Below are 26,340 nucleotides of genomic sequence, written 5' to 3'. Positions count from 1 at the left end.
CACATATATGTGTTATCGTCACACATTCCTGTTCAACACCGATGGATATAGATATCACGCTGAACGGAACGGAACGGACGTTCGAGGCCCAGCGCTCGGACTCGCTTCTCGATCTCCTGCGGCGCAACGGCTACACCGGCACGAAACGCGGCTGTGATACGGGTAACTGTGGGTTCTGTACCGTGGCGATCGACGGCGAGCCTGCACTGTCCTGCGTCAAGCCGGTCGCCACGATCGATGGGACCGAGATCGAGACCATTGAGAGCCTTGGCACGCAGGACGACCTCCACCCCGTTCAGGAGGCGTTCGTGGACAACGCTGCGCTCCAGTGTGGGTTCTGTATCCCGGGGATGATCATGCGCTCGCGGAGCCTGCTCGTGGAGAACCCCGACCCGACCGAGAAGGAGATCCGTGAGGCGCTCTCCGGGAATCTCTGTCGGTGTACTGGCTACGAGAAGATCATCGACGCCGTCCAGGACGCTGCCGGACGAATGGGTGAGGAGGGCGTCGCCGCCGACGGCGGCCTGGTTCGGGGTGAGGGCGAATGAGCCGAACCGACGAGCCAGCCGAGGACGAGCCGGCGGCCGACGAACGGCAGGGCTCGGAGCCGTCGGCCGAGGTCCGACACCCGATCGAGTGGGACGAGGCACCGAACAACCAGAAGTCGGCCGACGAACGTCAGGCGATCTCCAAGCGTGAGGAGAAGAACGACGCGCGGAAGATCGTCACCGGCGAGTCTAAGTACACCGCCGACTACGCCCCGAACTTCCCGGACCTCGCGGAGGCGGCGGTGCTGCGCTCGGAGATCGCCCACGGGTACGTAACGGAGATCGACACGAGCGCCGCCGAGGCGATGGACGGCGTTTATGCAGTTATCACCCCCGATTCGGAGACGGTACCCGACCGCAAGTACACCTCCGCGGGCCAGTCCTATCCTGAACCGAGCCCGTGGGACCTGACGATCCTCCGGCGGAAGGTGCGCTTCGTTGGCGACCCGATCGCCGCCGTCGCGGCCAAAAACGGTGATATCGCGGACAGAGCGATCAGGGCGATCGACGTCACCTACGAGGAGCTGGATCCCGTCCTCGACCCAGAGGAGGCGACCGACCCCGACGCGCCGCGGATCCACGATCCCGAGGAGGTCGAGAACGCCCAGCCCGGTGCGGACTACGAGCGGAACGTTGAGGCCCACGACGAGGGTGAGATCGGTGACGTCGACGGGACCTTCGAGGAAGCGGCGACCAGGGACGACTGGGTCGTCACTGAGACCGAGTGGAAGACGCCGTATCAGTCCCACTGTGTCCCCGAACCGCATACGACGATCGCGCGCCGCGACCAGGACGACCGAATTCACCTCGTCACGAGCACGCAGGTGCCCTACCACACGCGCAGACAGCTGTCACACCTCTTCGACGTCCCGATCCGGGACGTTCGGGTGACGAAGCCGAGGATCGGCGCCGGCTTCGGCTCCAAACAGTCGATGCTGATCGAGCCGATCACAGTCGCACTGATGGAGGCCGCCGGCCGGCCCGTAAAACTGGAGACGACGCGCCGAGAGCAGTTCTACGCGCTGCGGTCCCGACGCCCCGCCCGCGTTCGGCTGCGAAGCGTCGTCACCGACAAGGGGGACATCAAGGCCCTCGACATGTCGGCCGTCACGAACTCCGGCGCCTACGGTCCCCACGGCCGGACGGTCACCGGTTCCATCGGGACAAAACCCCTGCCGCTGTACACCCACACGCCAAACGTCCGCTTCGAGATGACGGCCGTCCACACGAACCTCCCGGTCGGGGGTGCGATCCGTGGGTACGGCGCGCCCCAGGGGCACTTCGCCCTCGAAGGTCACATGGACGAGGTCGCCCACGAGCTAGGAATAGATCCCATCGAACTGCGCTCGCGGAACCTCATTGCGGAAGGCGACCTCGAGGCCGTCTCGGGCATCACGATGAAAAGCGAGCACGTCCGCCGGATTCGTTCGTGCGGTCTCGACGAGTGTATCGCTGAGGGAAAGGCCGCGATCGGTTGGGACGAGATCGAACAGCCTGAGGAGGCCCACCTCCACCGGGCTTGTGGCGTCGCGCTCACCGCACAGAAGAGCGGCGTCGCCGGCGACGAGCTCGGCGCGGCCCACATTAAGATGAACGAGGACGGCTCGTTCATCCTCCAGACTGGGGCCGTCGACATCGGCCCTGGGGCTGACACCGCGATGGCCCAGATCGCCGCCGAGGTGCTTGGGGCCCGCTCGGAGGACGTCCTCGTCCAGCCCTCCGACACCGATATCTCACCGTTCGACTACGGCGCGTACGCCTCCTCGACGACGTACGTCACTGGGAGTGCGGTGAAGAAAGCTGCCGAGGACGCGCGTGACCAGCTGCTCAAATTCGCCTCACGAATGCTTGAGGAGCCGGCCGACACGCTCGAGACCCGCGACGGGACGGTCCGCTCCGAACGGACCGGCGAGTCAGTCACGCTGGAGGAGGTCGGCTATGAGTCGATCTACGGCGACGAGGTGCGCGCACAGGTCATGGGCCAGGCGAGCTTCTCGACGGACGAGTCCCCGCCGCCCTTCGGCGCGCAGTTCGCCGACGTGACGGTAAACGAGGAGACCGGCGAGTTCGAGATCCACAAACTCGTCTTCGCGGTCGACTGTGGCGTCGCCATCAACCCAGACCTCGCGGAGGGACAGGTCGAGGGCGCGATGCACATGAGCTACGAACTAGCTACCTCCGCGGGGCTCTCGTTCGACGATGACGGCACGCCCGAGACGCTCGGCTTTCGAGACTACGGAATGCCAACCACGGCCGACCAGCCACCCCTCAAGTCGATCCTCGTCGAGACCTATGAGCCAACGGGGCCGTTCGGCGCGAAATCCGTCGCCGAGATTCCGGTCAACGGCGTGCCGCCCGCACTGAGCAACGCGATCCGCCGCGCGGTCGGGGTTCGGGTGAGCGACCTCCCGATCACTGCCGAGAAGATACGAGCGCAACTCGACGAGTAGCCGGCGAGAGACCGCGTACCGGTATCGGTCGTTTTCATGTGGAAATCGCGGTCCGTGTACGTCCCGAACTATTCGGACCGTTTTCGCGTTCGGATAGGAAACGCGCCGTGTGCTCTCAAGAACTAAGGTACTGCTCGCACAATCGAAGCGAGTTCGATGGTTCGATCGAATCAGCGAGCCGATGACCGACCATGACAGACATACTAATCACCAACGGGACGATCGTGACCCAGGACAAGGAGAGACGGATCATCAACAACGGCGCGGTCGCCGTGACCGGAGACCGGATTTCAGCCGTCGGATCCGCCGACCGCCTCAAGGAGGAGACTTCGCCGGCCCGGACAATCGACGCGGAGGGCGGCGCGGTCATACCAGGGCTGATCAACGCGCACACGCACGTCTCCGACGTCCTTCTGCGGGGCGCATTCTCCCAGGACCGGAGACTCTACGACTGGCTGTTCAACGTCAAACAGCCCGCACTGTTCGAGATGCGCCCCGAGGAGCATGCGCTCGCGGCGCGGCTATACTGCATCGAGGCGCTCCAGTCGGGGACGACGACATTCGTCGAGAACGCTACGGCGCTCGACTGGGCGGATCTCGAGCCGACGCGGCGCAAACTCGACGTGTACGACGAGATGGGCGTGCGGAACGTCTACGGGGCCGGTATCAGAGACCGCACACCCGACGAGGATTTCCGACGACTGTTTGAGGAAATCACCGCCCGTAACAGGGAATCGAGCCACACGGGGCCGGACCGGCTCGTCGTCGAAACCGAGGAAGCCCTCAACAACGTCGCGGCACTCATCGAGAAGTTCCACGACGCCGAGGGTAGACAATCGGTCTGGCCAGCGCCCGCGACGCTCGCGACGACGACGCCCGATGCCCTTCAGGGTGCGTATCGGCTCGCCGAGGAGTACGATGTGATGACGACGACCCATGTCGCGGAGGCGGAGACCGAGACCGAGGAGCGCGGGGCGCTATCGAGTATCGAGTACCTCCGGAATATCGGTTGTCTCGGCGAGCGCGCACTTCTCGCCCACTGTGTCCAGACGGACGCACGCGACGTCCGACTGCTCGCACAGTCCGAAACGGCGGTGGTGCACAACTACCGGGCGAACATGCGGCTTGCAACCGGGTTCGCGCCGGTCGTCTCAATGCTTGACACCGGCGTACTGACCGCGATCGGCACAGACAACTCGATCCTGAACGACACCGTTAACCCCCTCTCCGATGCGGGTGCCGTCGCGACTGGCCACAAGGGATACCACCGGGACCCCGGCGTGATTCCCGCACGGAAAGCGTTCGACATGGTGACGCGTGATGCCGCTGCGGCCATCGGTCACGCCGATCGACTCGGATCGATAGAGGCAGGTAAACGGGCTGATATCGCTGTTCTGGATCTCGACGAGCCACACCTCACGCCGTCGCCGGATCCCGTTCACACGCTCATCTACGGCACACAGGGGTCCGAAGTGGAGACTGTTCTCTGTTCGGGATCCGTGATCATGCACGAGCGAGAGATCGACACGATGACTGAGTCGGTCTCCGCCATCCTCGCGGAGGCTACGGATGTCGCCGAGGATCTCGTCGAGAGAGTGAACATCGGATAGCGAATGGGCGGCTCGAAACGGTCAGTCGCTCAGGTCAATGTCAGTCGTCGTCGACGGGTTCGGAAAGCGGCGGGATGCGGTCGGGTGCGTCGAACAGGGGACTAGAGCGGCCCGGAACGAACGTGTTCAGTGCGAGTGCGCTGAGCCCGGTGACGATGACCGGCTCCCCGAAGAAGGTCTGTGCGCCGAGCGGAAGCCCGGCGAGCGCTTCGGGGACTGTTTCGACCCCGAGCCCGAGTCCGAGCGCGGTGGCGATGATGACCATGTTCCGCCGGTTCATCTCAATGTTCAAGAAGAGCAGCCGCATCCCGCTGGCGGCCACCATCCCCACCATGATGAGTACCGCACCACCGAACACGGCGGAGGGGATCGTTGTCACGATCGCCCCGATTTTCGGAACGAGCCCGAGTACGACGAGGATAACGCCGCCAATCCCGACGATGTGTCGGCTCATGACACCGGTGAAGTTGATGATGCCGACGTTCTGAGAAAAGGATGTCTGGGGAAACGATCCGAAGACGGCGCCGAGAGCGCTGATGAACCCGTCGGCGAAGATCCCGCCGCGGAACTCCTCGCCCGTCGGATTTCGTCCCTCTGCAGCAGTAATACCGGACATATCACCAATTGTTTCCATTCCTGAGACGAGAAATAGGAAAGCAAATGTAAGGAGTGGAACTGGCTCGAAGCTAAATCCGAATTCTCCAGGGGTGGGTACTGCAAACCACGCTGCGTCGTAGACTGGTCCGAACTCAACAATACCAAATCCGATTGCGAGAACGTAGCCAACACTGATACCGATAAGAATGCTCATCATACGCCAGACCCCCTTAAGAAGTAGATTGAATAGGACAGTAATCCCCAGAACTATCGTAGCAAGCGCGAGGTTCTGTACTGATCCGAAATCGGCCGAATCAACACCACCAGCAGAGTATTCCATTCCAACGGGAATAAGATATAGCCCGATAATAATAACGATAAGACCAGTAACAAGGGGTGGGAAGAATGACTGGAGTCGCTTGAACTGCCATCCGAGTAGGAATGGAACCACAACTGCTGCAACAACAATTGAGCCGAATACGACATCAAGACCAGAATTAACGCCAATCGTTGTCATTGCTCCAACGAAAGCGAAACTCGTTCCCATGACAATCGGTAGTTTCGCTCCAACCGGTCCAGCAGTGTATGCTTGAATGACAGTCGCTATACCAGCAAATAGGATTACCATCTGCACTAGATATGTAGTGCTAGCAGTATCTAATCCTACAGCTCCTGCGACGATGAATGCAACTGCGGTTGAGGGGACGATCATGACGGACACATGTTGTAGTGCAAGGAGAATCGATTTTGGTAACGGTGGTTTTTCGTCGAGACCGTATGCTAAATCAATCCCCTCGCTGCTTTCTCTGGACATTTCAACCAAGAGATATCCATGATCCATGTTAAACCTTTGCATTGGTTAACTATCGTGAATGTTTCTGTGGAACTCACTGCAATATTGATGCACGCTCTGATACACAGGAATCTATATTCACTATATACAAACTTGTTTATTTGTAGTTGGATTTTTACATATGCGTGTCTCGTTCACAAGGCTCAATTAGAGTCATTAGTTACACTCATACGTTTGTAATTGTTGTCTATATGAATAGTCAATGGTCTGTTTATAGTGCCCTGTTCATCATGTACAAACAACTGCTGGCTACTGGTCAAAGAGAAAAATTACGAGACGAACTAACGCTGCTGGTAGTTCAAGTATCTAACAGTAAGACAGCTGTGTTCCACTTTCCTAGTCTAGTAGCTGACCACACGTCGAAAATCATCCTAATGAGTATAGGATGATTTAGTAATACCCGTCAGTTCGTATCTTGGATTATTTCAGAACTTCGTTTGGACATATTGACATTCACTTCAACGACGTTCGCCGTTTTTACCACAAGATCAACAATTTTCTGATATTCAGATTCACTACCAAACATGCTTTTCGGACCAGAAACGCTTATCGAGCCCAGTACGGCCCCCTCACGGGACCTAATTGGAGCACCTATCGCCTGGAACCCCTCGATTTCTTCTTCATCGTTCTGCGAATAACCTTGTTCACGAATGTCTGCCAGCTCCTCAAACAATCGTTCTTTGCTGGTTATTGTCCGCTCAGTGCGAGCTGGTAGACCATGCTGATCAACGATTTCCTCAACTCGTTCTCGAGGTAAATACGCAAGGATTGCCTTCCCTGAAGCGGTAATATGGAGATAATCTCGCTGTTGAAATTTGGCCATTTGATAGTCATCTCCGACTGCCTGCTCCCCTTTTGATTTATACAAATTGTGTCCACGCCCGTTTTTCTCAACAACTAAATGTGCGTACTGTCCCGTTTCTGTAGCTATACTGTCTATCTCATCCCTCCCTATCGTATATAGGGAACTTTGATTTCGAACGTACTCACCGAAAATTAGCATATCGTACGATAGTCGATAGTCATTATCGATCTGCGTAACCAGACCACCTTTCTCAAGGGATTTAAGATAGGTGTACGTAGTGCTCTTGGACTCACCGAGGTGATTGGCGAGTTCCGTAACTCCTGCACTATCTAAGTGCATCAGGGCACGCAAGATGTCGATTGCGTTGAGCACGGTCGTTAACGTCCGTGGTTCAGACGTTGTATCGCTTGGTGGCATGATACCGAATCGAAAGCGAAACTGCTTCAGTATTTCGCCGCCGTCCGGGACAAGAAGCCGATAGCAGACGACACTGTGACATCCTCCGCGCCGCAAACGGCGGGTTCTCACGCCCGCACCGCGTTGCGCTGGTTTGGAAACAAACACGGCGAAGCGAACGCGATTCATGCCCAATTTGAACGCCACGATTCTCTCACTAAAGAAGATAACCGACCGTGAGGATAACGTGGTGGAAGAATACGTTGCCCGTCCGGCAATTTATGCTCGTGTCGAAGACAGATATTCGAGCGACCGCTCGTCGAGATTACCCTTCCGCAGCACGACGTACGACACAAAGCCAACGGGGAGGCCAATCATCCACGACAAGTCCAACAACAGGAGGCTCGCGACGGACCCGATCACTGTACTAGCTACTGCGGTCACAGAAAATCCCCTGATGAACCAGTACTTTGAGCCTGCGTGTTTGTCGTACAGTGACGGGATGGAGGTGTCCTCTGCCCTGAAAATCCAGTAGTCAGCCAGCAAAATCCCAAGGATCGGACCGAGAGGGACAGCATATGAGTTGATAAAGAGGAAATATATACCACCCTCAGCGGAAAATAAGACCCAGGGAAACGTCGCAACCGAGAGGATTCCAGTAACGAGCAGTCCGTTCTGCCAAGAGATACCGAGTGAGTCCTGAAAAACGTGGATCGGCGGGACGATATTGAGTGTGAGGTTTGAGGAGATCTGTGCAGCTAGAACGAACACTAGCATCGCGATCCCAATCGCTGGGCTTGGTGCGACCTTCATGATTGCATAAACGGGGTTCGCTGTGTCCGTTGAGATGCCGAAAACTAGGCCTACGAGCGCCATGTATAACATCGCGGGAGCGATCCCGAGTAGATGACCTAGTATGTGGTTCCACGAGCCACGGCGCTTCTTGAGATGCCGACTAATGTCAGCTGCGTTGAGTGCCCCGGTTATCGCAGTCCCGACGTGCGCTGCGATTACGGTCAGGAAGGGGAGCCCCCAGGTTCCATCGTACTCAAGTGAGGCAGAGGCGATTCCTTGCGTCGACAGCACGACGTAAACCGTGTACGTGAGTAATACGATAATTACGCCGGCGGCCAGCGAGTCGAACCATTTAATCGATGTGATACCACCCCATGCGAGCGCGATGTTTAACAGTAAAAAGAGGATAAAATACAGAGGGACGTGGCCAAATCCCCAGAGAGTTGTAGTGATACTGTTAATTGCCAGTGCTCCGATCCAGTTGCCGATTCCAAGCCACCCAACCGCGGGAATGACACGAACGAGGTTTGGCATGACCGACCCTCGGATTCCGAACGCCGCTCGCGTCTGTGCAACGAAGGGTATCCCCATCTCGTATCCCCAGACACCGTTGAGCGTGAACAGTATAGCCGAAACGGTTGCGCCGATAGTCATAGCGACTGCTGCCTGTAACAAGTTCAGCGGTCCCTGAGGATAGACAGCGAAAAACGCCGTCGCAAACCCCTGAACGATGATAAACGAAGCCCACCAGACAGGGATATAATGCGACAGACTCATTGATCGATGCTCGTCCGCGATTGGCTCTAAACTTTCCGTTTGTGACTCTGTCATGGCATTCTCTCCCTCGTCACCGCCACTCATACCATAGAAGAATCGTGTAATATTCTTTTTGATGCTAAAGTAACACCAATTAAATATGTATAAGGAATATAAGCAGTAGAAAAACGCTCTCGGTGCCCGGCTGATAACCACCAACACCAGTTATATATCCAGATAGAGAAAGGCCCGTTGTGACCATCGATACCGTAATCCACGGCGGGATGCTCGTCACCCCAGACAGCACGTTTGAAGGCGACCTAGCGGTCGACGACGGCACGATTGTCTCTGTTGGCACCGAACAGGCAATGCCAGACGCTGAGGAAACAATCGATGCCTCCGGTCTCATAGTGATGCCTGGGGTGGTTGATCCACACGTTCATATCGACGACCATGTCTCGCTTGACACGTATGAGACAGCCACTAGCGCCGCCGCATTGGGTGGGGTAACGACACTCATCGACTTCGCGTGGCAGTCGTACGTTAGCGAAGATAGTCCTTGGGACGAAGAGAAACCATTACGCGATGGGGTCGAACGCAAAAAGAAAAATAGTGACCAGGCGGTCATTGACTTCGGATTACACGGCGGGATCCTCCGTGAGGACCCAGATCTCTTCGACGAGTTAGCTGACCTCGTCGATTCAGGGATCACCTCATTCAAAATGTACACTACCTATGAATTCGGGCTTTCGAACGGGTTCATTCGCGAAGTCTTCGAACGACTTCGGGATCTGAATGCAGTTGGTGTCGCCCACACGGAGGACGATAGTGTCTGTGAATCACTGACATCCGAATTTCAGGCTGCAGACCGGGACGATCCGACCTGGCTCCCTGCTGCTCGCCCGGATTATGCAGAGGCGATGGCAGCGGACGACATTGCCAGACTTGCACAGGAAACCGGAACCAAATACTACGGGATTCATACCTCTTGCCAGAAGGCAGCAGAAGCGCTCGCACGATATCAGGACGATGGTAGCCTCATCCGCGGGGAAACCTGCACGCACTATACGACCCTTACGAAAGACATCTATCGAGAATTAGGTTCCCTTCCAAAGATCGCGCCACCGATTCGCACCGATGATGATAACGACGCGATGTTTGAATACCTCCAGAACGGGACGCTAAGTGTCGTTTCGACCGACCATGTGGCGCAAACTCGTGAACGGAAAGAAAACAGTAAATGGTGGGAGGATCCCTTCGGCGCAAATGGCTTACAGACGAGTCTACCGGTGTTTCACGACGAAGCCGTGAACAAGCGTGGGTTATCGTACCCGTTTCTCGTCCAGGTGATGTGCGCGAAGCCGGCCCAAACCTTCGGCCTTCCAAACAAAGGGACGCTTGAACCGGGAACCGACGCAGACATTGTTCTGTTTGATCCGAACGAGACGTACACGATCTCGGCTCGGCACAATGCGTCAGTTGCCGATTACACGATCTACGATGGACGTGAAGTCACTGGGAAGGTAACGCGGACGTATCTCAGGGGCGAGCTTGTTGCGAGCGAAGGAGAAATCGTTGGCAAACCCGGTTATGGAAAGTTTGTTCGCCGTGAACGCCCTGTCTGGAACGAGGACTGACCAATAGCGATCCGTAAACAGGGATTCGAGACATAGGACGTACCATTCTATCATCCTATCTGTCAATACTCAGTCGAAGATGCGTCCAGAGTGCTCTTTGACTCTCTCATTTCTCGAATGGCGCGGTTGCATAGCCGAAAAAGATAATTACAAGGGCTCGAGATTGGGAGACGGTTACCCACAATCACTCATGAACTCACTAGAACTTGAGATTGAAGAACGGACGTTTACTGCAGAACTGCACGAAGACAAGGCTCCCGAATCAGTTGCTGCGATGCAGGAGTTCCTTCCCCTGCAATCGGAATTGATGCATGTCCGTTGGAGTGGTCACGCGACGTGGATCAATATCGACGAGATCGAACTTCCGGAACTCCCTCGAGAAAACCACACGGTGTATCCCTCTTGTGGGGATATTCTACTGTACCCTGGGTACCGGAATGAGCAGGAAATTCTTGTTCCGTGCGGATCGACCTGTTTCAAGAGTCCGGCAGGCGAACTCGCCGGCAACCACGTTGCGACACTGGACGCACCACGTGAGGAACTCCGCGAGATGGAACAGGAAACACTCCGTACCGGAATGAAAGACGTGACGATTCGTCTGAAAGAGTAGGATAGCGAGGAACTCTCCTCCAGCATTCACGACCTCGCATCGTCTGGAGCTTGTTCGGTCGCCAGATCATAGAGCGCGCCTGCAAGCAGCCGTGTCGTAGTCGCACAGTCGCTCCAATCGGTCCATTCTGCTGCACTGTGTGAATATCCGCCTTTGGAGGGGGCAAAGATAAGCCCTGCATCGGTTGCTTTCGCGATGTACATTGTATCGTGTCCGGCACCAGAATGCAAATCTATGGTACTGATTCCTGTCTGCGTGGCTGTGTTGTGAAGGGCGGTCATACAGCGCTCACTCATTGAGATGGGTTCAATATCATACGGACGAGTAAACGCAGTCTCTACGCCACGCTCGCTTTCTAACCGATCTAGGCAGCGGTGGATACTTGAGACAATTCGCTCCATGGACTCGTATTCGACATCGCGAATATCGATACCGAGATGGACCTTCCCGGGAATAACATTGATTGAACCCGGTTCAATGTCGAACTGACCGACGGTTCCGACGGCAGTTTCGCTGTGTGCCTCGACAATTTCGTTTGTTGTTGCTTCGATTTCGAGCGCCAGTTCGCTCGCTGCAACTAACGCATCGGTCCGTGCTTCCATCGAAGTGGTTCCGGCATGATCAGCTTCACCGAGAATATCGATATGACAGCGGATAGTTCCGGTGATATCCGTCACGATACCGGCAGCAGCGGTATCTTCCAAGCGAGTACCCTGTTCGACATGGAGTTCAAGCCATGAATCCCATGTGGTTGCATCCAAGCGTCCTTCCCCTTTGAAGTCGATCTCCTCAAGCGCTTCAGCGAGTGTTACACCGGAATCGTCAGTAATTGCGAGCGCATCCGTTACGCTAGACGCACCGATTGCGACTGAAGAGCCAAGTACGCCGTCGGAAAATCGTCCACCCTCTTCTTCTGTAAACGCAACAACTTCGATAGGGTGGTCAGGGGAACATGCAGCGTCTTGCATGGCACGGATCGATTCGAGGCCGGCATATACACCCAATACGCCATCGAAAATACCGCCAGCAATAACTGAATCGAGATGACTGCCAGTTGCAACCGGGCGAGCGGCTGGATCAGCATTGTCCGGCACCCATCGACCAGTGATATTGCCAACGGCGTCAATGGATACATTCAATCCTCGCTCGTTGAGTTTCTTAACCAAGTATTCTCGGGCTTGCCTGTTAGCTTCCGTTCCAGCCAGAACCGTTCGACAATTTCCCTTTTCGACAGGTATCATCCCGAACTCGGCGGTTTGCATGATATCCGCGCGAAGTCTATCCCTATCGATATACTGGTGGAGATGCTGATCCATTCGTCTGTCCATGATATGGTAAAACACGGCTTCTTTTGAAGGTATCGGAAATACACTTCCTTCGATATAGGAATTCGTTCATCTCTCTGCTCCATGAGAAGGTCAGTACTGACTGCTTGTAGTGGAAATACAGTCTCACAGAGTATGGCGCTTCCGACTTTCCGAAATCCTTGGAGACTGTAGTGTTATTGCCCGTAGTTATCACCAGATATTGTTTAAAGAAAAGATTTAAGTGTTGAGTCGCCCCCATTTGAGACGCGATGGCAAGACTCATGGTTGATAATCTAAATCAGGCTGATGAAGAACGGTTCGTGGATACCCTCGGTGGCGTGTACGAGGAATCGCCATGGGTAGCTGAGCGGACCTGGTCAAAACGCCCGTTTTCCTCTATCGACGACTTACAGCAGGCTATGGCTGAAACGGTTCATGATGCGTCACGGGAAAAACAGCTAGCGCTGTTGCGGGCACATCCTGATCTCGGTGAGCGCACTGAAATGACTGACGAGTCACAAGAAGAGCAGGCGTCCGCCGGGCTTGATCAACTAAGTCCTGCTCAGTATGAAACGTTCCAGCAACTGAATGAAACCTATCGAGATAAATTCGGATTTCCGTTTATTATGGCCGTGAAAGACGAATCCATTGATACGATCCAGCAATCCATGAAGAATCGGATCGAACACTCCCAATCAAAGGAGTTCCAAACCGCTTTAGACGAGGTCAATGTCATCGCAGAGCTTCGACTAGCGGAGTTAACTACATCACGTGATGAGCTACCGGGGCAAGCATCTAATAATAACTAAATCACCAAGTACGACGACCATCGAGACACTGAGATACGACAAACTACCGTACTACGCATGAGTTACAGCAACGAAACCGACACCGAACTTGAGAGTACCGATCAGCGAACAATGAATTACGGGAAGGAAAAGGTTGCAGTCTACCGAACCTACGCGAACCCGTTAGAAGGCGTTCGAACTATTCCCGAATCGTCTTTCGACGGCCGTGATAACATCCTCTTTGGACTAGAAGTGCGTGTGCAGTTCGAAGGAGAGGAGTTTTTACCGTCGTTCAGTGAGGCGGATAACAGCAAAGTGGTAGCGACGGATTCGATGAAGAACTTCGTTCTCCATCAGGCAGGGGAGTACGAAGGCGCGACAGCAGAGGGATTTCTTCATTTCGTTGGAACGGAATTCCTCAAAACGTACCCGCATGTTGAAGCAGTGAAGATGTCGGCTAAGGAGTACCCGTTTGATCAGCGAATGGTTCCGGGAGACGACGGGTTCGAACCAAGTGACCTTGTATTCCGTGTCTCCGATGATGAATCGGCATTTGGGGAGGTGTTCCTTGAGCGAAAAGAGGATGACTCACGGATCAAAGAGCAAACAAGCGGTATCACGGGAATCGAACTCGTTAAGGTGAAAGGAAACTCGTTCACTGGCTACGTTCAAGACGAGTATACGACGCTTCCAGAACGCGAGGACCGTGCACTCTATATCTCCTTAGATATCTTCTGGACCTATTCTGACCCTGAGGACGCACTAGGAGAAGAGCCACAACGGTATGTCCCAGCTGAACAAGTTCGTGATATCGCTCAGGTCGTCTTTCACGAGGTCGACTCGAACTCGATCCAAGATCTGATCTACCAAATCGGTCTTCGCGTGCTCGAACGATATTCACAGCTTGAATCTGTCAGTTTCGAGGCGAACAACCGAACGTGGATTGAGGTCCGTGAGGACTTAGAAGGGGATGCAAAAGTCCTCAGAGAGCCACCTCGACCAACTGGTTATCAACAATTTTCGATGGATCGCAGCGATCTGGAGGAATAATGAGCGCTGGATTGACTACACACGTTCTCGATACTAGCCGTGAAGGTCCTGCGTCTGGTGTCAAGGTGACGCTCCAACGAATGAACGATTCGGACGCTATGGAGACAATTACTCAAGGAACAACCAATGACGATGGGAGGCTCGATGAACCGTTGTTGACTGCGGATCAGATGGAAACCGGTACATACCAACTGCTGTTCGACGTTGGTGCTTACTATCGACGAGAGGAATCTGAATCGTCGTTTCTAGAGACGGTTCCTGTCCGATTTATCATCGATGACGTAAAAGAACACTATCACGTACCGCTTCTCTTGTCGCCTGGAGGATACACAACTTACCGCGGAAGCTAATCTCCACGTACACTTATTTTTACGTGTGTAGAATGCGGTTAATTGCCTTAAATAGTAGATACAATGATACTACTCTGAAGTATGGGGTTGTGTTCAAAACGGTACCAACATTCAAAAATCCGGTGTAGTGCCGGTATTGACAAAAGGATCAATTCTCAGTAGGTGCGAATAGAGGTCTGCTATCGAGTTAGATACCGGTAATATTGAACTCGATATTGGTAGCTGTTGCAGTGGTTTGAGACGCTAATTCTTCGACGGATTTACCGTCTAACATTCGGGATTTGGGTCCGGAAATACTGATAGCACCGAGTACATTTGTTTCAGTTAGAATTGGAACACCGATACAGAAGAATCCGATTCGTCGCTCTTCATCGTCAATGGCGTAGCCCTGTGAATGAATCACCTCTAGTTCATCAATTAGTGCACCTTGTGTCGTAATGGTGTTCGGAGTATATGCATCTAAACCATGTCGATCAACAATAGTATGAATCTGCTCCGGCGGGAGATGTGCGAGAATTGCTTTCCAGAACCTGTTGCATGGAGAGGTACGCGTTGTCCGATTCGCGAGAACGTCCGTCCTCCAGTGTCTCCATTAAGGCTACAGACGAAGATACCGTATCCGTGTTCTCCGATGAGAAGACTCGTCATTTCCTGGGTCCTTTCGGCTAGCTTCTCGAGTTCTTTGATAGCGACAGTTACGATATTGTACCGGGCTAAAGCTTGCTGACCTAGTTCGAAGAGACCGCCGTAGCCGGGGACAACGTCATCGATGGCGTCGGTGGCGGCCGCCACTTCGTAGCCGACGCCCGCGAGTACCTCATCGACGAGCGTGGCGAGCGGCGAGAGGTGTTCGGCCGGGAGGGAGTCGTCGGTCACGCCACTCCCTTCCTTGGGCTTCGGTTCCGGACTCTCACACCCTCGCTCTCGGATAATCTCATTGGCTTGTCGCACCACTGCATAGAGGTCCTCGGTGGTCAAGCAGGATAATCTCTTTAGGTGGTTCCAGTGGTGGGCTGCTTTGAATCAGTCGACACCATGGGATCCACAGCGGCTGATACAAACGGCCTGCTGGATAGAGAGGATGTAGTCCGTACGCAAATTCTATCAGATTCTACGGATGTCAACAAATCGTCGAACAGGTGTACCAGATAGATTCAAATTGACTGCAGAGTCGGGACAGCATCAGACCTAGCTCTCGACAGGTTCTTCGGCAGAAGTTGCTTTCTGCATACTCCTGTCAGGAGAGAGCCCGAGTCGTCGCTCGTGTTCGCGCATTGGGACCATCGTCGCGAACTTCCCAACTCCGATGGACGGGACGTTCCGGAAGAACGTCTCGAACGAGTCGGCGTCGATGACGTAGAGTTCCGCCCAGAATCCGAGCCCTCCGTCCGGGTCGACCTTCTCATTGTACCACCTCCACGCCGGGACGTGAGAACCGTCCGGATCGGTCGCGAACCGCTGGAGGTCCTCAAGCGACCGCCAGTACTGCATCGCAGCCCCCTTCCGAAGCCCGAGGAAAATCGGTGTATAGCCGAGAAATCCGCTGTCCGGGTCCGCCTCTAGTTCTCTGAACATCTTCGCAACCTTCCAGTTCGCCAGCAGCCAGTGCGGGAGCGCCCGGAGCCTGTTGAGCCGCATTCCGTTGATGTAGATCACGAACCCGTCGTCCATCTCCGCAGCCATCCGTTCTCGGAATATCGATGCCATTAGGCGGTATCTACGCTACCGCAGATGATAAACCAGACAGATGATCTAACGATGAGAATCCGGTCGTACCGTCTGTGATCAAGACCGCGCTTTCCTCTTGCCTCCTTAATCAAGAGGAAGATTGTATCGAAAGAGCGGTTCACATTCAGAACGTGGAGTAGTTACTAACCGACTCGTACCCGGTCTCACAGTGCCTTGGCCAACTACCGGATAGCTGCCAGTAGAGGGGTGCAAAATACAGAGCATGAATGCAGCAACCCAGCCGTGATTCCAGACAAGCACAATAGACCGGGAATAGTTAATGAGGGCATGGGAGACTTGGAAGAGGAACTGGAGAAACGAAACGAGGGAATGAACCGACTCCTGGGGTTCAGCGATGGCGTCTTCGCCATCGCCATCACCTTGTTGATACTGAACATTGAACTGCCTGAATCGACGGGGTCGGTGGCGGTCGGGATTAGTCAACTTCTGGAGATATGGCCTGACATCCTGAGTTACGTCATTAGCTTTCTCGTTATCGGCAATTACTGGATCGGCCATCGAGGCATCTTCGACGACGTTGAGAGCTATGACGGGACGCTCCTCTGGTTGAATATCATCTATCTCATGTTCATCGCGTTCATTCCCTTCTCCACCTCATTGATCGGCGAATTCCCCGGTAGCGTTCCCGTCATCGTCTACGCCGGAACCATCACGTTGACGAGCATCGCCCTCACCGTCCTCTGGCGATACGCGTGGGCCTACGACCTGCTTGACGCGACGGTTAATCGCGAGAAATTGCGCGACGTGACGTACGGTATTCTCACTCCCGCCAGCATCTTCGCCGGATCGATTCTGATAGCACTCGCGAGCGCGGAGTGGGCAATGTACTCGTGGTTACTCCTCCTCATTGCCGATCCAATTCGAAAGCGGTTGACGGGATAGTGCTCGAAATCCCCCATCAAATCGGCGAACCATGACGCTGGATGATCGAATTACTTTCCAAGCGTACTTCGAATTCGTTCGATAGCCCCGCTATACGGGCAGAACCAGCACCGGTTCGTTGACCGATACGCGCTCTGTACTCAGCACGCCTGTGCCAAATTATCACCAATTGGCTATTTCAAGAGACACCCTCTTACCCAAATGTAATAGAATGTGGGCAGAGGATCGATCTAACCCATCCTCTTTTCTGTACCAAAAAGAGCTGGCCGTTGAGTTCTTTTTAACGACCCAGTCACCGAGCGCCACATCTCTGGAAGCATCCAGTTTATGACCGCCAGGAGCCGCTCAGTCAGAATCTCAAAAATCACGTTCTCCAATCAACAAGAGGCGGAATCCTCAACAGGGGGACAATAAGGGAGAGGGAGACTACATCCCCGCGTCCTCGAACGCCTCTTCGAGCGCTCGTCCTTCATCGATCAACTGGCCTACCTCTCGTTCCGTTTGAGCGATTGTCTCGGCGGCCGAAGTGACATCTTCGACAGCGTCACGGTCGATTGCAACTACCCCAGATTCGTCTCCAACAAGTACGTCTCCTGGATCGATCGATACACCACCAATCGTAACCGGAACGTTCCGCTCGACTTCTTTGCGTCCGCTCGGTCCACGAGGTGTGACTGTCCGGGCGAAGACGGGAAAGCCGAGGTTTCGAACCCCGGCGACATCCCGGACGGCTCCGTTTATGACCACTCCTCTCACACCTGTCGATCTCGCGTATGTCGAGAGCAATTCCCCCCAGACAGCCTCCTCACTGTTCGTTGGTATCAACCACGATGACCTCGTCTTCAAGCGCTGTATCGAGAGTCTGGACGGGAGCCCAGAGTGCCGAGGGGTCAAGCACGACTGTCCTGACAGTCCCAGCGAAGGTACAATCGGAATGGATCGGCTTGATCATAGCGGTAAGCGTGTCTACGCTCTCGTGTTTCGTGTCCGCGACTGCGGACGGAGAGCACTGGTTTAACCGATTAAGAATCGTGGGATTGATTCGATCGCTATCCGTTGACATACCCTCCCGGTTGAGTGCATTGCATAAAAACACCAGTGCAAGGCTCTGTAGAGTCCTGAATCAGACTGAGGTCACCATGGCTAGAATATCGATAGTGACGTTTCTCTGTTCGATTTCGATACAGAAACGGGCTGAGCCGTAGATAATCTATGAGAGTTTGGTAGCCAACTTTGCATATGAATCAACCACCATATCAGGCGTATGGCTCAGTCGGGTTGCTGGAACGTTAAACCGATTCACTAAAATCGTCTTCATTCCCGCTGCCTGTGCACCAGCGACATCAAAGGTATGGGTCGCAACCATTGTACAGTCTTCAAGCGAGCAGTCAGTGTAGTTCTCAATGTTCTCGTAGGCCTTCGAATGTAGTTTGAATACCTCGACACCTCGACACCTACAATTTCGGTGAGATCTCATCGAAACCGGTATTCGTAGCGAGTTCATTCGAGACGATCGCTGCCTGGATCAGGCTTGCAGACATCAGCGAGGTATTAAACGCGGTATAGATGAGCCCTTCGCAGATCGCACCGAACCCAATGAAGACGAATCCAACAGAGACATAGCGCATCGGCTCACGGCCGCTTCGTCGATAGCCATGATACGCGAGATACGCGATTATGAGGCTCAATGCGAATGGAACTAGTTTGGCGAGGACGGCTGATCCCCGATCATGGATCGCCCCGTAAATCGTCCCAGAGGGCAGTAAAGCTGTCTGCAAGCTCATCCCGTGTTTCGATATTCACTATCAATTCGCCGTCTACGAGATTAACGTGGAGGCCTTCTAGTTTCGTTTCGAATGTGCTTCTATGTGCGCCATTCGGGCCGATTGACGTTTGCTCCTCAATGAGGTCTAGTCTTGTAGTACCGATACGCGCCGATAGATCGTCGTGAGAGAGGCATCACAGGCTTCACTAAGGGACTTTGCCGTTATCGGACCCTGGTCTGCTGTGAGAAGTATTTGCCGTGCGTACTCGTCCGCTAAGACTTGGAATATCTCTTCTGAGTTCGCAGATCCCTCCGACGGCACAAATGGCCCTTCTCTGTAAGCAAGCAAATAGGCGGCGATTTTCCGGTTGAGAAAAACGCCATGGGTGTTTTGTGGGTACTTCGTCTCGATTCAACTAGCATAAATCGGCGTATGTATCTTCATTCGACTGATCACTGACGATCCAGCGACGGAAATCGACGAATGCAGCCTTGCTACTACCGTTTCGGTCGATGATGATCGCGTCACCTTAGAGCCAAGTATCGAGAAAGCCCGCCGGATAGTTAAGAGCCCCTCGTTCGAAAAGATACCCTTCATGAAACAGTTGCATCTGCAACTGCTGCACCGGATAGTTGCTGGATAATATAGTAGACGATAATAGACAATACCACAAGTGAGTCGTCGAATGCAAGTGCAATGAGTAATGCGATGCCAATATTTTTTAAACTACTCGCAAAAAAGAGGGGGAACGTTTGGTGGCGAGAAATATTGAAGCTCCGTTCGAAGAGAAGAGAGAGACACAGCCCAAGGCCAACCAGAAGTATTGAAACACTACCAATCTTAAGAAGGTGCCAGCCCGCGATATCTGTCACGTCAACGCTTGCGACGCTTGTATAGATAAGCAGTAAGATGGCGAGTGTTGAGCCGCGATCAAGTGTTCGAGTAGAAAATAGAGTAGCTGGAACACAGAGTGCGAATAGTGCACCACCACCCACGATAATCAATAAATCGAAAAGAAGAGTGCCAATAGGAACTGCGATCTGTGATCCAAGAAGCTGCGTAAGCACGATCGGTGTTGCGACAGGAGCAACTGTGAGCGAAACGAGTGAGATAGTCGTCGCTAGCTGAACATCGCCGCGAGCTAATCGCGTCCACACGATTGCGCTTCCAGCTGTCGTTGGAACTGACAGCGCGATCGCGAACCCAACGATAGAACTATCAGCTAGCATGAATTCGACGAGATGGATCCCACCCATCGGTAACAGGACATAGGAGATGCACAAGGAGAGTGCAACAAGAATGGCATAGGATGAAAGATCAATTTCTCCAGGTCGTAGTCCTTGGAGAGAGGTAAACACCAAAAAAATCACGAGTGGAGTGATCAACGGCGCTGTGTAGGATTCGAAAGAAGGAGCAACAATGCCTACACAGACAGCCCCCAGAATGAAAAGTACATTCTGGTATCGGTCGATTGCGGGCCGTTTCATTTGCTCGGTATCACTAATTTGGCACCACTATACTTTCTCTCTTGTCGATGCGCTGTGCTCTACTATATCCTTTTGGGAGCGACATTCTTATGAAGTATTTCTAAATAATATAAATCATATATTAATTAATTGGAGATATAAGGAGAAGAGAAAAATACCTCTGCTGTGTCTTTATGTCCGATTTTTCCTATAGATCCTGTGAACTACCCCACCCTACCGCTCGCCTGATGGCTCGCGCTTGAGGGTAGGGCTTCCTGTTTCCACGACGCGCTTTGCAGATACAGCCGTATCCACAGGGAGCGCAGTCTCCACAGGCGTTGACGAATCGCCTAGCGATTCGTTTGTCAACCAGAACGCTTGGCGTTCTGGTGACGTTGATTCGGAGCGTCCCGCTCCTAACCGCTTTGTGATACCGCGAGAAAGAATGTTCCACGCCGCGTTCGCGTCTCTATCTGCCACGAACCCGCAGACGGGACAAGAGTGTTCACGCACCCACAGCGGCTTCTCCGTCGAAACGCCGCAGGACGCGCACTCTTTCGTCGTTCCGCGCGGATTCACGGCGACGAAGTGCGTTCCTTCGCGTTCGCACTTGTATTCAAGCATCCGCAGGAACGTCCCCCACGCCGCGCCCGCCCGGTTCCGTGAGTTACCCGGCAGTTCGACCATGCCCTTCGCGTCGAGGTCTTCGACCGCCACGAGGTCGTATTCACGGGCGTAGTCGTTCGAGAGCTTGTGCAAGAAGTCGCGGCGCTTGTTCTTCAACTCGGCGTGACGTTCGGCCACGACACGGCGCTGTTCTTCCTTCACGGTGAACAGTATATCACTCTTTCACTGACGACGCGAACGTGGCATGACGAACGAATCGTACTCCTGGATGAGTACTGGCAAGAAGGAGGTGCCCCCAAATCGAGCTCGATAATGCCGTGGTCGGTAAATCCAGTGAAGACGGAGTGGATTACCAACAATGGAGTGAGCAGTACAACGCGAATTACGACCCAGCCCTCAAAGAGATTGAAGGGACACTTACCACAGCCCTCGGAGAACAGCACTACATGACACAGGGACAGCTGGAGAAGGTAATTCAGTGGAAGCTGAACGTCCAACGCGGACGACGAGATCGGTCTATCGAGTGGATGTCCGATGTTCCTGCAGCATTCATCCAGCGAATAAGCGAAGCAGCGTTCCTCGTCGACGATCCGAAGCTCCAGCTAAACACTCTCACGTCGATCCCTGGTATCGGGCCTGCGACCGCCACAGTCGTTCTCACGTTTCACGATCCGACAACCTACGTAGTCGGTGATCGATACATGGTTACAGCCCTCTTCGATGAGGACCGAGCACTGTGCCTCTCTGACTACCCGCGACTCTTTACTGAACTCCGTGAACGGAATCCAGGTGGGTTCGATCTCCGGACTATCGAGACGGCGTCCTACCAGCAGTATCGAGAGACGTACGCTGTCGACCGTTGGTGAGAAGCGTATCCGTTGATTAGAACCGACAGTGGGTAGTCGCTCCGCAAAGAGAGTTTGCCTTGTGCAACACTTCGCATCCAAGGACGTTTTGTTGCACAAGGCTGACCACGCCAAAAGAGAATAGTCCGTGCGCACAGGCGCAGATGGTAAAATCAGTAGCCCTGTTGAAATCTTCATAATATGATAAGAATAGGGTGCTGCATATAGAGGCTGTATTCATCAACCGGTGATTGGGGAGTGAGCAATGTAGAGGGTAGCTACAGCAAGGAGAAAGTGGGAGTCGATTGGTCCTCCTACATTTGGAGGTCGTGTTCCTCGCAGAGTTTCGGAATGCTCTCGAGGTCGGCCTTGAAGCCGTACCGCTCGCAGATTTCCTCGAAGTGGGCGAGCGCCTCTTCGTCCGCAGGGTCGACTGGATAAACATGTGAAATCTCTTCAAAGAATTCCGAGAACTCGCTCGGCGCGATAATCTCGAGGAAACGAAGTGGTTCGTCATTCGCGTTCCAGAAGGTATGCCAGGTGTTCCGGCCCTTGAGGGTAGCCTCGTTCGCCGGGACGGTCCAGATCTCGTCGCCAGCAAGCACGGTCATCTTTCCCTCTAGCACGTAGGAAATTTCGTCCTCACGGCTATGTCGGTGCAGTGGGGCGGCGAGCGTGTGTGGCGGAAGCGTATGTTCGACGATAGCGACATTCGCCTTGTTTTCGGTTCGGGCAATTTCTAGTTTAGCGCCGAGCTTTCCAAGATCGATGTCGTACTTCTCAACAGATGTATCTTGTGAACTTATCACATGGATTGGCGCTCCCCAACGAGATAAAACTTGCAGTGGGCTGCGTTATTTCGGTCGGAATGAGGAGCCACCATCCGATCGAGAGAATCATACGTTCCCACTACTATCCGCGCATCTATTGAGTAGGTCACTAGCCGACACGCGTGGTCTATTCAGCACGACTTCTGGACCCATCACCGTTCGAGGAGTTCCAACGATGTCAACTCGCGAAACGAAAAACGGCTAGCTCACAGAATATTGCCCGTGGTTTCGGCTGTCCGGAATGACTCTAGGTCCGTCTACTGCAGCCCGTACGGAACACGCGGTGCCAGCAAAATGGGATCGAACAGCGCAGACACCGACTCGGGTTCAAACACACCGACACATTTGTTCTGATCGAACGGTGCCTGATCGCCAGTATAGGACGCAAGCGGGCGTGACAACGTCGCTTCACTCGCCGGCACGATCTCTTTAACACGCGCCACATAGATGACGACCCCAACAGCACCGGTGATATACAGTCCAGCAGACTCTGGATTCTGTCCGATACGAACGAATCCCTAGACATTGTTCTCCTCAAGAAATGCCGTCCTCTTAGGACGAGAAGATTGCAACCGTTGTGTCAGCAGCGCCGCGATCTCGCCCTGTTCGTCGCCCTTTCGTTGATGGGGTGGAGCGCTTCCTGCCGTCGAAACAGCCCTGGCCTACATGCCTCGATTGCTAATCGGACAGTTATTTTCCGTATCATGTCCTATATTGTGGAAATCTCCTGCTATCTTTATCTCCTCAGGCGACCTATAGTTTCGTGGTGAACAACAATGCGTTTCTATCCCCCTGAGAAGAATGTCGGTGGCTGGGACCGTCTCCTCCGGTTGATCGTCGGTCCCATCCTCCTCATTGGATCAGCAGCGGCGATACTGGGCGTTATCGTCCTCTCGCCGATACTGGTGGCCCTGGGCGTGATAGTAGGAGCGACCCTGACGGTTACGGGCCTGACGCAGAAGTGTCCACTGAACAACCTGCTCGGGCTGAACACCTACAAGAGTCGAAGGACCGCGGAAAGCGAGACGGAGCAGGAAAACATCGAACGACCTGCCTGAGTGGCTAATTCCGGCTCCGCACACGCTGAGATCAGTTGTTTCATTGCGTAACTACCTGCGAGATACGCGCTCTGTATTCAGCACAGCTCTACCAACATCTATACTATCTTATATAACTGGCTGCGTTAGGTTTGCATGTGTAGTAAGCGTATAGTGCAGACAATTTCAGCGTGAAGGAAATGAAATCGTCGTGATAAACTTATCCGCTGTATTCAACAGGCCATTCGAAAGGACGTTGGTGCCTTTCGTACCAATGTCATCACCACCGGGAACTCACCTGACTAAGTACCGACGTTGCTGTCGAGTATCGACGATATACGCCACAGAGGTGAGGATACCATCGAGACATTCGCTGACCCGATATTGCTATTCTGTGGCTTCTTTGGCAAAGACGCGACACTCCGTAAGAAGGACGCTACAATCGACTTTTCGGCATTTTCGAAGAAGGGTGAACCGATCAGCGACGGATCGACTCTAGAACGGAACCGAAATCACCTCTATTCAACACAACAAATCCAACGGTGACCACGAGAAATCCTACTAACGTGAGGACAGTAACGGCCTCTCCGAGCACTAGCCAGCCCGCAATGATCGCGACAACCGGACTCGCGAACGACGTGAGGCTTGTTCGGGTCGGCCCGACCTCCGCAAGAAGACTGAGTAGGGCCGTGTAACCGCCGATTCCGACGACGACTCCTAGATAAACGAGGGCCGCGATCGACGTGGGCGTCCAGGCGATCGCTCCGCCAGTCTCACCGAGTCCGACGCTGACGAGGTGTAACGTTACGCCGCCGAGTAACGCACCCCATCCGGTCAGCGACAGCATCGACAGGTCGGTCTCGAGCCGACTGAGCAGGACGCCGCCGAGACTCGAGCTAAGCACGGCACAGCAGATGAACGCGATTCCGACCGCGCTGCCAGTGGTCGCTTCCGCCGGCAACGGGTTGGCGACGATCGCGACGCCGCAAAAGCCGAGAGCGACGCCGACGAGATCCGCTCGAGAGAGGCGTTCTCCGGGGACAAGCAGGTACGCAAACGGGACGGTAACAATCGGTCCCAGCCCCATGACGACGGCGGCGATCGACACCGTGATGTATTGCTGTCCGGCGAAGAGAAAGCCGACGGTGCCGGCGAGCACGAACTCGCCGAGGACGACGATCGCGAGTACGTCGGCGGTCGTTCGCGGACGCCAGCGTCCCCTGACGAACGCGTACGTCAGTAATATCGACGCGGAGGCGTCGAATCGAAACGCGGCGAGCAGCGGCGGCGGCACGGTTTCCGTGCCCACGCCGATCGCGACGTACCCAACCCCCATAACGAGCGCCACGATCGCGAACAGGAGCCCGCCGCGGTACTGTTCCGCGATAACACAGACGTTCGTGAATCGGGATCCCACTGCGGTCGCCGATTCCGACCACTGGTTCCACATCGTGTACGAGTAGAAGACGAAGAACCATCTATAATTCACGCGAGAGACAGGCGACAAGAAGAGAGACGAGGAGCGGTCGCTGACCCCGGCCTCACTGTATGAGACGCATCTCAAGAGGAGGCGCCCGTCATCGCTCCACAAGAGACAGTTCGAGGATCCGCTCAGTCCGTCTCGAGATCGCCGTGGTCGTCGATCGGTTCCGACCGATCTCGGTACGCCTCGAAGACGCGCTCGGCCCACCCACGGGCAATCGCGGAGTCGGAGTCGACGAACACGCGCATCGTCCCGGTCTCCTCGTCGTAGCCGGCGACGCCGACCTGATCGTCGAAGATGGCGAGCCCATATGGAAGCGCCTCGCGGCTGCGGAGGGTCAGATGACCTGCATCTATGGCATCCTGAACTTGCTCTGGGTGGTTCTCGAAGAGGTTCTCGACGACGTCGGGCAAGTAGATGAGTTCCATGTCAATGTCATCGAACAGGTGTCCAGCAGCCCCTCCGAGTTCAGATGGAAGCATCTGCGTTGTGTTGAATCCACGAAGGCTATCGCTTTCACGGAGCAACTGGACGAACCGAGTGACCGGTGCATACGGATTTTCGGGCGTCGCAGTGGTTACTGTCCCGTCAGCGAACGGAGCGACGACGGATTCACGGTGGGATTCACAAATCGACTCGAGTAGTGGGGCGAGTGTCGTTGCTGCCCGGAGATCACGCTCGAGGTGAATAATCGCATCAGCGTACGCCTGTCCCTTTCCGGTTAGCTCGAATCGATGATCGACACGTGTTGCGAGGTCGTGATCTGAGAGCCACCGTGTGAAACGGTGGCTCGTTGCGCGAGAGACGTCGAGCTGAGCTTCGAGGTCGTTTCGGTCGAGTGGTCCGGCTACCAGCACTTCGAAGAGTTCGCGATGACGGACGATATCGATGAGGTCATCCGTTTCTATGCGCGAACTGAGTTCGTGTGCTGAGATTGGGTTGGTATCCAACTCGAGTGTCGTCTCGAGAATCTCGTCGAGTACTGTGTTTCCCATGTCTATCACTCTATACTGGCTAGAGTAGCCTACGGTTCTCGTGCAGTTATCCCTGTCGCAGGTGGTGAGACACCTCGAATCTAGTGATCTTACAATCGGGCGGAGATA

24 protein-coding genes and 4 pseudogenes are annotated in these 26,340 nt (G+C 54.4%); 11 read left to right on the top strand and 17 right to left on the bottom strand.

Annotated elements, in window-relative coordinates; genetic code table 11:
- The first annotated feature begins 41 nt into the window (after positions 1–41).
- The 3 genes from HAPAU_RS14885 to HAPAU_RS14875 all read left to right on the top strand — a co-directional run bounded on the left by HAPAU_RS14885 (position 42) and on the right by HAPAU_RS14875 (position 4,608).
- Complete coding sequence (locus tag HAPAU_RS14885; RefSeq protein ID WP_066384356.1) at positions 42–548, top strand: (2Fe-2S)-binding protein; 507 nt, start codon at positions 42–44, stop codon at positions 546–548.
- A complete protein-coding gene (locus HAPAU_RS14880) occupies positions 545–2,998 on the top strand; it encodes a xanthine dehydrogenase family protein molybdopterin-binding subunit (protein ID WP_066384353.1) in 2,454 nt (817 codons plus the stop codon). The genes HAPAU_RS14885 and HAPAU_RS14880 overlap by 4 nt, the downstream gene beginning before the upstream one ends.
- A gap of 191 nt (positions 2,999–3,189) precedes the next feature.
- Positions 3,190–4,608 carry an amidohydrolase family protein gene (locus tag HAPAU_RS14875; protein WP_066384350.1) on the top strand — a complete coding sequence of 473 codons (1,419 nt, stop codon included), beginning with the start codon at positions 3,190–3,192 and terminating at the stop codon, positions 4,606–4,608.
- Positions 4,609–4,648: 40 nt separating this feature from the next.
- On the opposite strand, the gene HAPAU_RS14870 is transcribed toward HAPAU_RS14875, so the two are convergent.
- The 3 genes from HAPAU_RS14870 to HAPAU_RS14860 form a co-directional block, all read right to left on the bottom strand.
- On the bottom strand, positions 4,649–6,019 hold the full coding sequence (locus tag HAPAU_RS14870; protein ID WP_066384638.1) for a uracil-xanthine permease family protein: 1,371 nt from the start codon (positions 6,017–6,019) through the stop codon (positions 4,649–4,651).
- 442 nt (positions 6,020–6,461) lie between these two features.
- On the bottom strand, positions 6,462–7,280 hold the full coding sequence (locus HAPAU_RS14865; RefSeq protein ID WP_066384349.1) for an IclR family transcriptional regulator: 819 nt from the start codon (positions 7,278–7,280) through the stop codon (positions 6,462–6,464).
- Between the two features lie 258 nt (positions 7,281–7,538).
- The gene (locus HAPAU_RS14860; RefSeq protein WP_245634152.1) at positions 7,539–8,915 is read right to left on the bottom strand and encodes a cytosine permease; all 1,377 of its coding nucleotides are present in this window, start codon (positions 8,913–8,915) and stop codon (positions 7,539–7,541) included.
- Between the two features lie 149 nt (positions 8,916–9,064).
- Here HAPAU_RS14860 and HAPAU_RS14855 point away from each other — a divergent pair, with 149 nt between their 5' ends.
- Both HAPAU_RS14855 and HAPAU_RS14850 read left to right on the top strand, forming a co-directional pair.
- Positions 9,065–10,447, top strand: coding sequence for a dihydroorotase (locus HAPAU_RS14855; protein ID WP_245634151.1), 1,383 nt, complete (start codon positions 9,065–9,067; stop codon positions 10,445–10,447).
- Positions 10,448–10,637: 190 nt separating this feature from the next.
- On the top strand, positions 10,638–11,057 hold the full coding sequence (locus tag HAPAU_RS14850) for a DUF3830 family protein (protein WP_066384348.1): 420 nt from the start codon (positions 10,638–10,640) through the stop codon (positions 11,055–11,057).
- A 26-nt stretch (positions 11,058–11,083) separates the two neighbouring features.
- On the opposite strand, the gene HAPAU_RS14845 is transcribed toward HAPAU_RS14850, so the two are convergent.
- A complete protein-coding gene (locus tag HAPAU_RS14845; RefSeq protein ID WP_157078494.1) occupies positions 11,084–12,373 on the bottom strand; it encodes a Zn-dependent hydrolase in 1,290 nt (429 codons plus the stop codon).
- Positions 12,374–12,633: 260 nt separating this feature from the next.
- On the opposite strand from HAPAU_RS14845, the gene uraD reads away from it, so the two are divergent.
- The 3 genes from uraD to uraH are packed head-to-tail and all read left to right on the top strand — an operon-like array spanning position 12,634 to position 14,552.
- The gene (gene uraD / locus HAPAU_RS14840; RefSeq protein WP_066384346.1) at positions 12,634–13,173 is read left to right on the top strand and encodes a 2-oxo-4-hydroxy-4-carboxy-5-ureidoimidazoline decarboxylase; all 540 of its coding nucleotides are present in this window, start codon (positions 12,634–12,636) and stop codon (positions 13,171–13,173) included.
- A 57-nt stretch (positions 13,174–13,230) separates the two neighbouring features.
- Positions 13,231–14,202: a factor-independent urate hydroxylase gene (gene pucL / locus HAPAU_RS14835; protein ID WP_066384341.1), complete on the top strand. Its 972-nt coding sequence runs from the start codon at positions 13,231–13,233 to the stop codon at positions 14,200–14,202.
- Complete coding sequence (gene uraH / locus HAPAU_RS14830; protein WP_066384339.1) at positions 14,202–14,552, top strand: hydroxyisourate hydrolase; 351 nt, start codon at positions 14,202–14,204, stop codon at positions 14,550–14,552. Before pucL ends, uraH begins: the two co-directional genes overlap by 1 nt.
- Before the next feature lie 187 nt (positions 14,553–14,739).
- Here uraH and HAPAU_RS23300 read toward each other — a convergent pair.
- The 3 genes and pseudogenes from HAPAU_RS23300 to HAPAU_RS14820 form a co-directional block, all read right to left on the bottom strand.
- A pseudogene (locus HAPAU_RS23300) lies at positions 14,740–15,239 on the bottom strand (IclR family transcriptional regulator).
- Positions 15,240–15,284: 45 nt separating this feature from the next.
- A pseudogene (locus HAPAU_RS22960) lies at positions 15,285–15,428 on the bottom strand (ribonuclease H); the annotation flags it as partial.
- A 312-nt stretch (positions 15,429–15,740) separates the two neighbouring features.
- Complete coding sequence (locus HAPAU_RS14820; protein ID WP_245634149.1) at positions 15,741–16,259, bottom strand: monooxygenase family protein; 519 nt, start codon at positions 16,257–16,259, stop codon at positions 15,741–15,743.
- A gap of 264 nt (positions 16,260–16,523) precedes the next feature.
- Between HAPAU_RS14820 and HAPAU_RS14815 the strand changes: the two genes are divergently transcribed.
- Positions 16,524–17,183: a TMEM175 family protein gene (locus tag HAPAU_RS14815; RefSeq protein ID WP_066384627.1), complete on the top strand. Its 660-nt coding sequence runs from the start codon at positions 16,524–16,526 to the stop codon at positions 17,181–17,183.
- Positions 17,184–17,609: 426 nt separating this feature from the next.
- On the opposite strand, the gene HAPAU_RS14810 is transcribed toward HAPAU_RS14815, so the two are convergent.
- The 7 genes and pseudogenes from HAPAU_RS14810 to HAPAU_RS14800 form a co-directional block, all read right to left on the bottom strand.
- Positions 17,610–18,008 carry an RraA family protein gene (locus HAPAU_RS14810; RefSeq protein ID WP_245634148.1) on the bottom strand — a complete coding sequence of 133 codons (399 nt, stop codon included), beginning with the start codon at positions 18,006–18,008 and terminating at the stop codon, positions 17,610–17,612.
- Positions 17,989–18,246, bottom strand: coding sequence for an RraA family protein (locus HAPAU_RS22350; RefSeq protein WP_245634147.1), 258 nt, complete (start codon positions 18,244–18,246; stop codon positions 17,989–17,991). The genes HAPAU_RS14810 and HAPAU_RS22350 overlap by 20 nt, the downstream gene beginning before the upstream one ends.
- A 147-nt stretch (positions 18,247–18,393) precedes the next feature.
- Entirely contained in the window at positions 18,394–18,660 is a 267-nt protein-coding gene (locus HAPAU_RS22955; protein ID WP_169802667.1) for an HAD hydrolase-like protein, read from the bottom strand.
- Positions 18,638–18,967: a DUF7521 family protein gene (locus tag HAPAU_RS14805; protein WP_211263604.1), complete on the bottom strand. Its 330-nt coding sequence runs from the start codon at positions 18,965–18,967 to the stop codon at positions 18,638–18,640. Before HAPAU_RS14805 ends, HAPAU_RS22955 begins: the two co-directional genes overlap by 23 nt.
- Positions 18,912–19,297, bottom strand: a pseudogene (locus tag HAPAU_RS22950) (ArsR/SmtB family transcription factor). Before HAPAU_RS22950 ends, HAPAU_RS14805 begins: the two are co-directional and overlap by 56 nt.
- A gap of 245 nt (positions 19,298–19,542) precedes the next feature.
- On the bottom strand, positions 19,543–20,436 hold the full coding sequence (locus HAPAU_RS19925) for a bile acid:sodium symporter family protein (RefSeq protein WP_084383769.1): 894 nt from the start codon (positions 20,434–20,436) through the stop codon (positions 19,543–19,545).
- Positions 20,437–20,649: 213 nt separating this feature from the next.
- A pseudogene (locus tag HAPAU_RS14800) lies at positions 20,650–21,237 on the bottom strand (RNA-guided endonuclease InsQ/TnpB family protein); the annotation flags it as partial.
- A gap of 122 nt (positions 21,238–21,359) precedes the next feature.
- On the opposite strand from HAPAU_RS14800, the gene HAPAU_RS22345 reads away from it, so the two are divergent.
- On the top strand, positions 21,360–21,908 hold the full coding sequence (locus tag HAPAU_RS22345; RefSeq protein ID WP_245634146.1) for a hypothetical protein: 549 nt from the start codon (positions 21,360–21,362) through the stop codon (positions 21,906–21,908).
- A gap of 293 nt (positions 21,909–22,201) precedes the next feature.
- On the opposite strand, the gene HAPAU_RS14790 is transcribed toward HAPAU_RS22345, so the two are convergent.
- Positions 22,202–22,696, bottom strand: a complete 495-nt coding sequence (locus tag HAPAU_RS14790; RefSeq protein WP_211263594.1) for a cupin domain-containing protein — start codon at positions 22,694–22,696, stop codon at positions 22,202–22,204.
- A gap of 797 nt (positions 22,697–23,493) precedes the next feature.
- On the opposite strand from HAPAU_RS14790, the gene HAPAU_RS14785 reads away from it, so the two are divergent.
- Positions 23,494–23,775 carry a YgaP family membrane protein gene (locus HAPAU_RS14785; RefSeq protein WP_066384327.1) on the top strand — a complete coding sequence of 94 codons (282 nt, stop codon included), beginning with the start codon at positions 23,494–23,496 and terminating at the stop codon, positions 23,773–23,775.
- 457 nt (positions 23,776–24,232) lie between these two features.
- Here HAPAU_RS14785 and HAPAU_RS14780 read toward each other — a convergent pair whose 3' ends face one another.
- A complete protein-coding gene (locus tag HAPAU_RS14780) occupies positions 24,233–25,171 on the bottom strand; it encodes a DMT family transporter (protein WP_169802666.1) in 939 nt (312 codons plus the stop codon).
- A 194-nt stretch (positions 25,172–25,365) separates the two neighbouring features.
- Positions 25,366–26,232 (bottom strand): helix-turn-helix transcriptional regulator, encoded by an 867-nt coding sequence (locus tag HAPAU_RS14775; RefSeq protein ID WP_066384324.1) that lies wholly within the window; start codon positions 26,230–26,232, stop codon positions 25,366–25,368.
- Positions 26,233–26,340 lie beyond the last annotated feature (108 nt).

Source organism: Halalkalicoccus paucihalophilus (genome assembly GCF_001593955.1).
Taxonomy (GTDB): domain Archaea; phylum Halobacteriota; class Halobacteria; order Halobacteriales; family Halalkalicoccaceae; genus Halalkalicoccus; species Halalkalicoccus paucihalophilus.
Note: the sequence above shows the minus strand (reverse complement) of the source record. Positions and strands in the feature narration are given on the sequence as shown.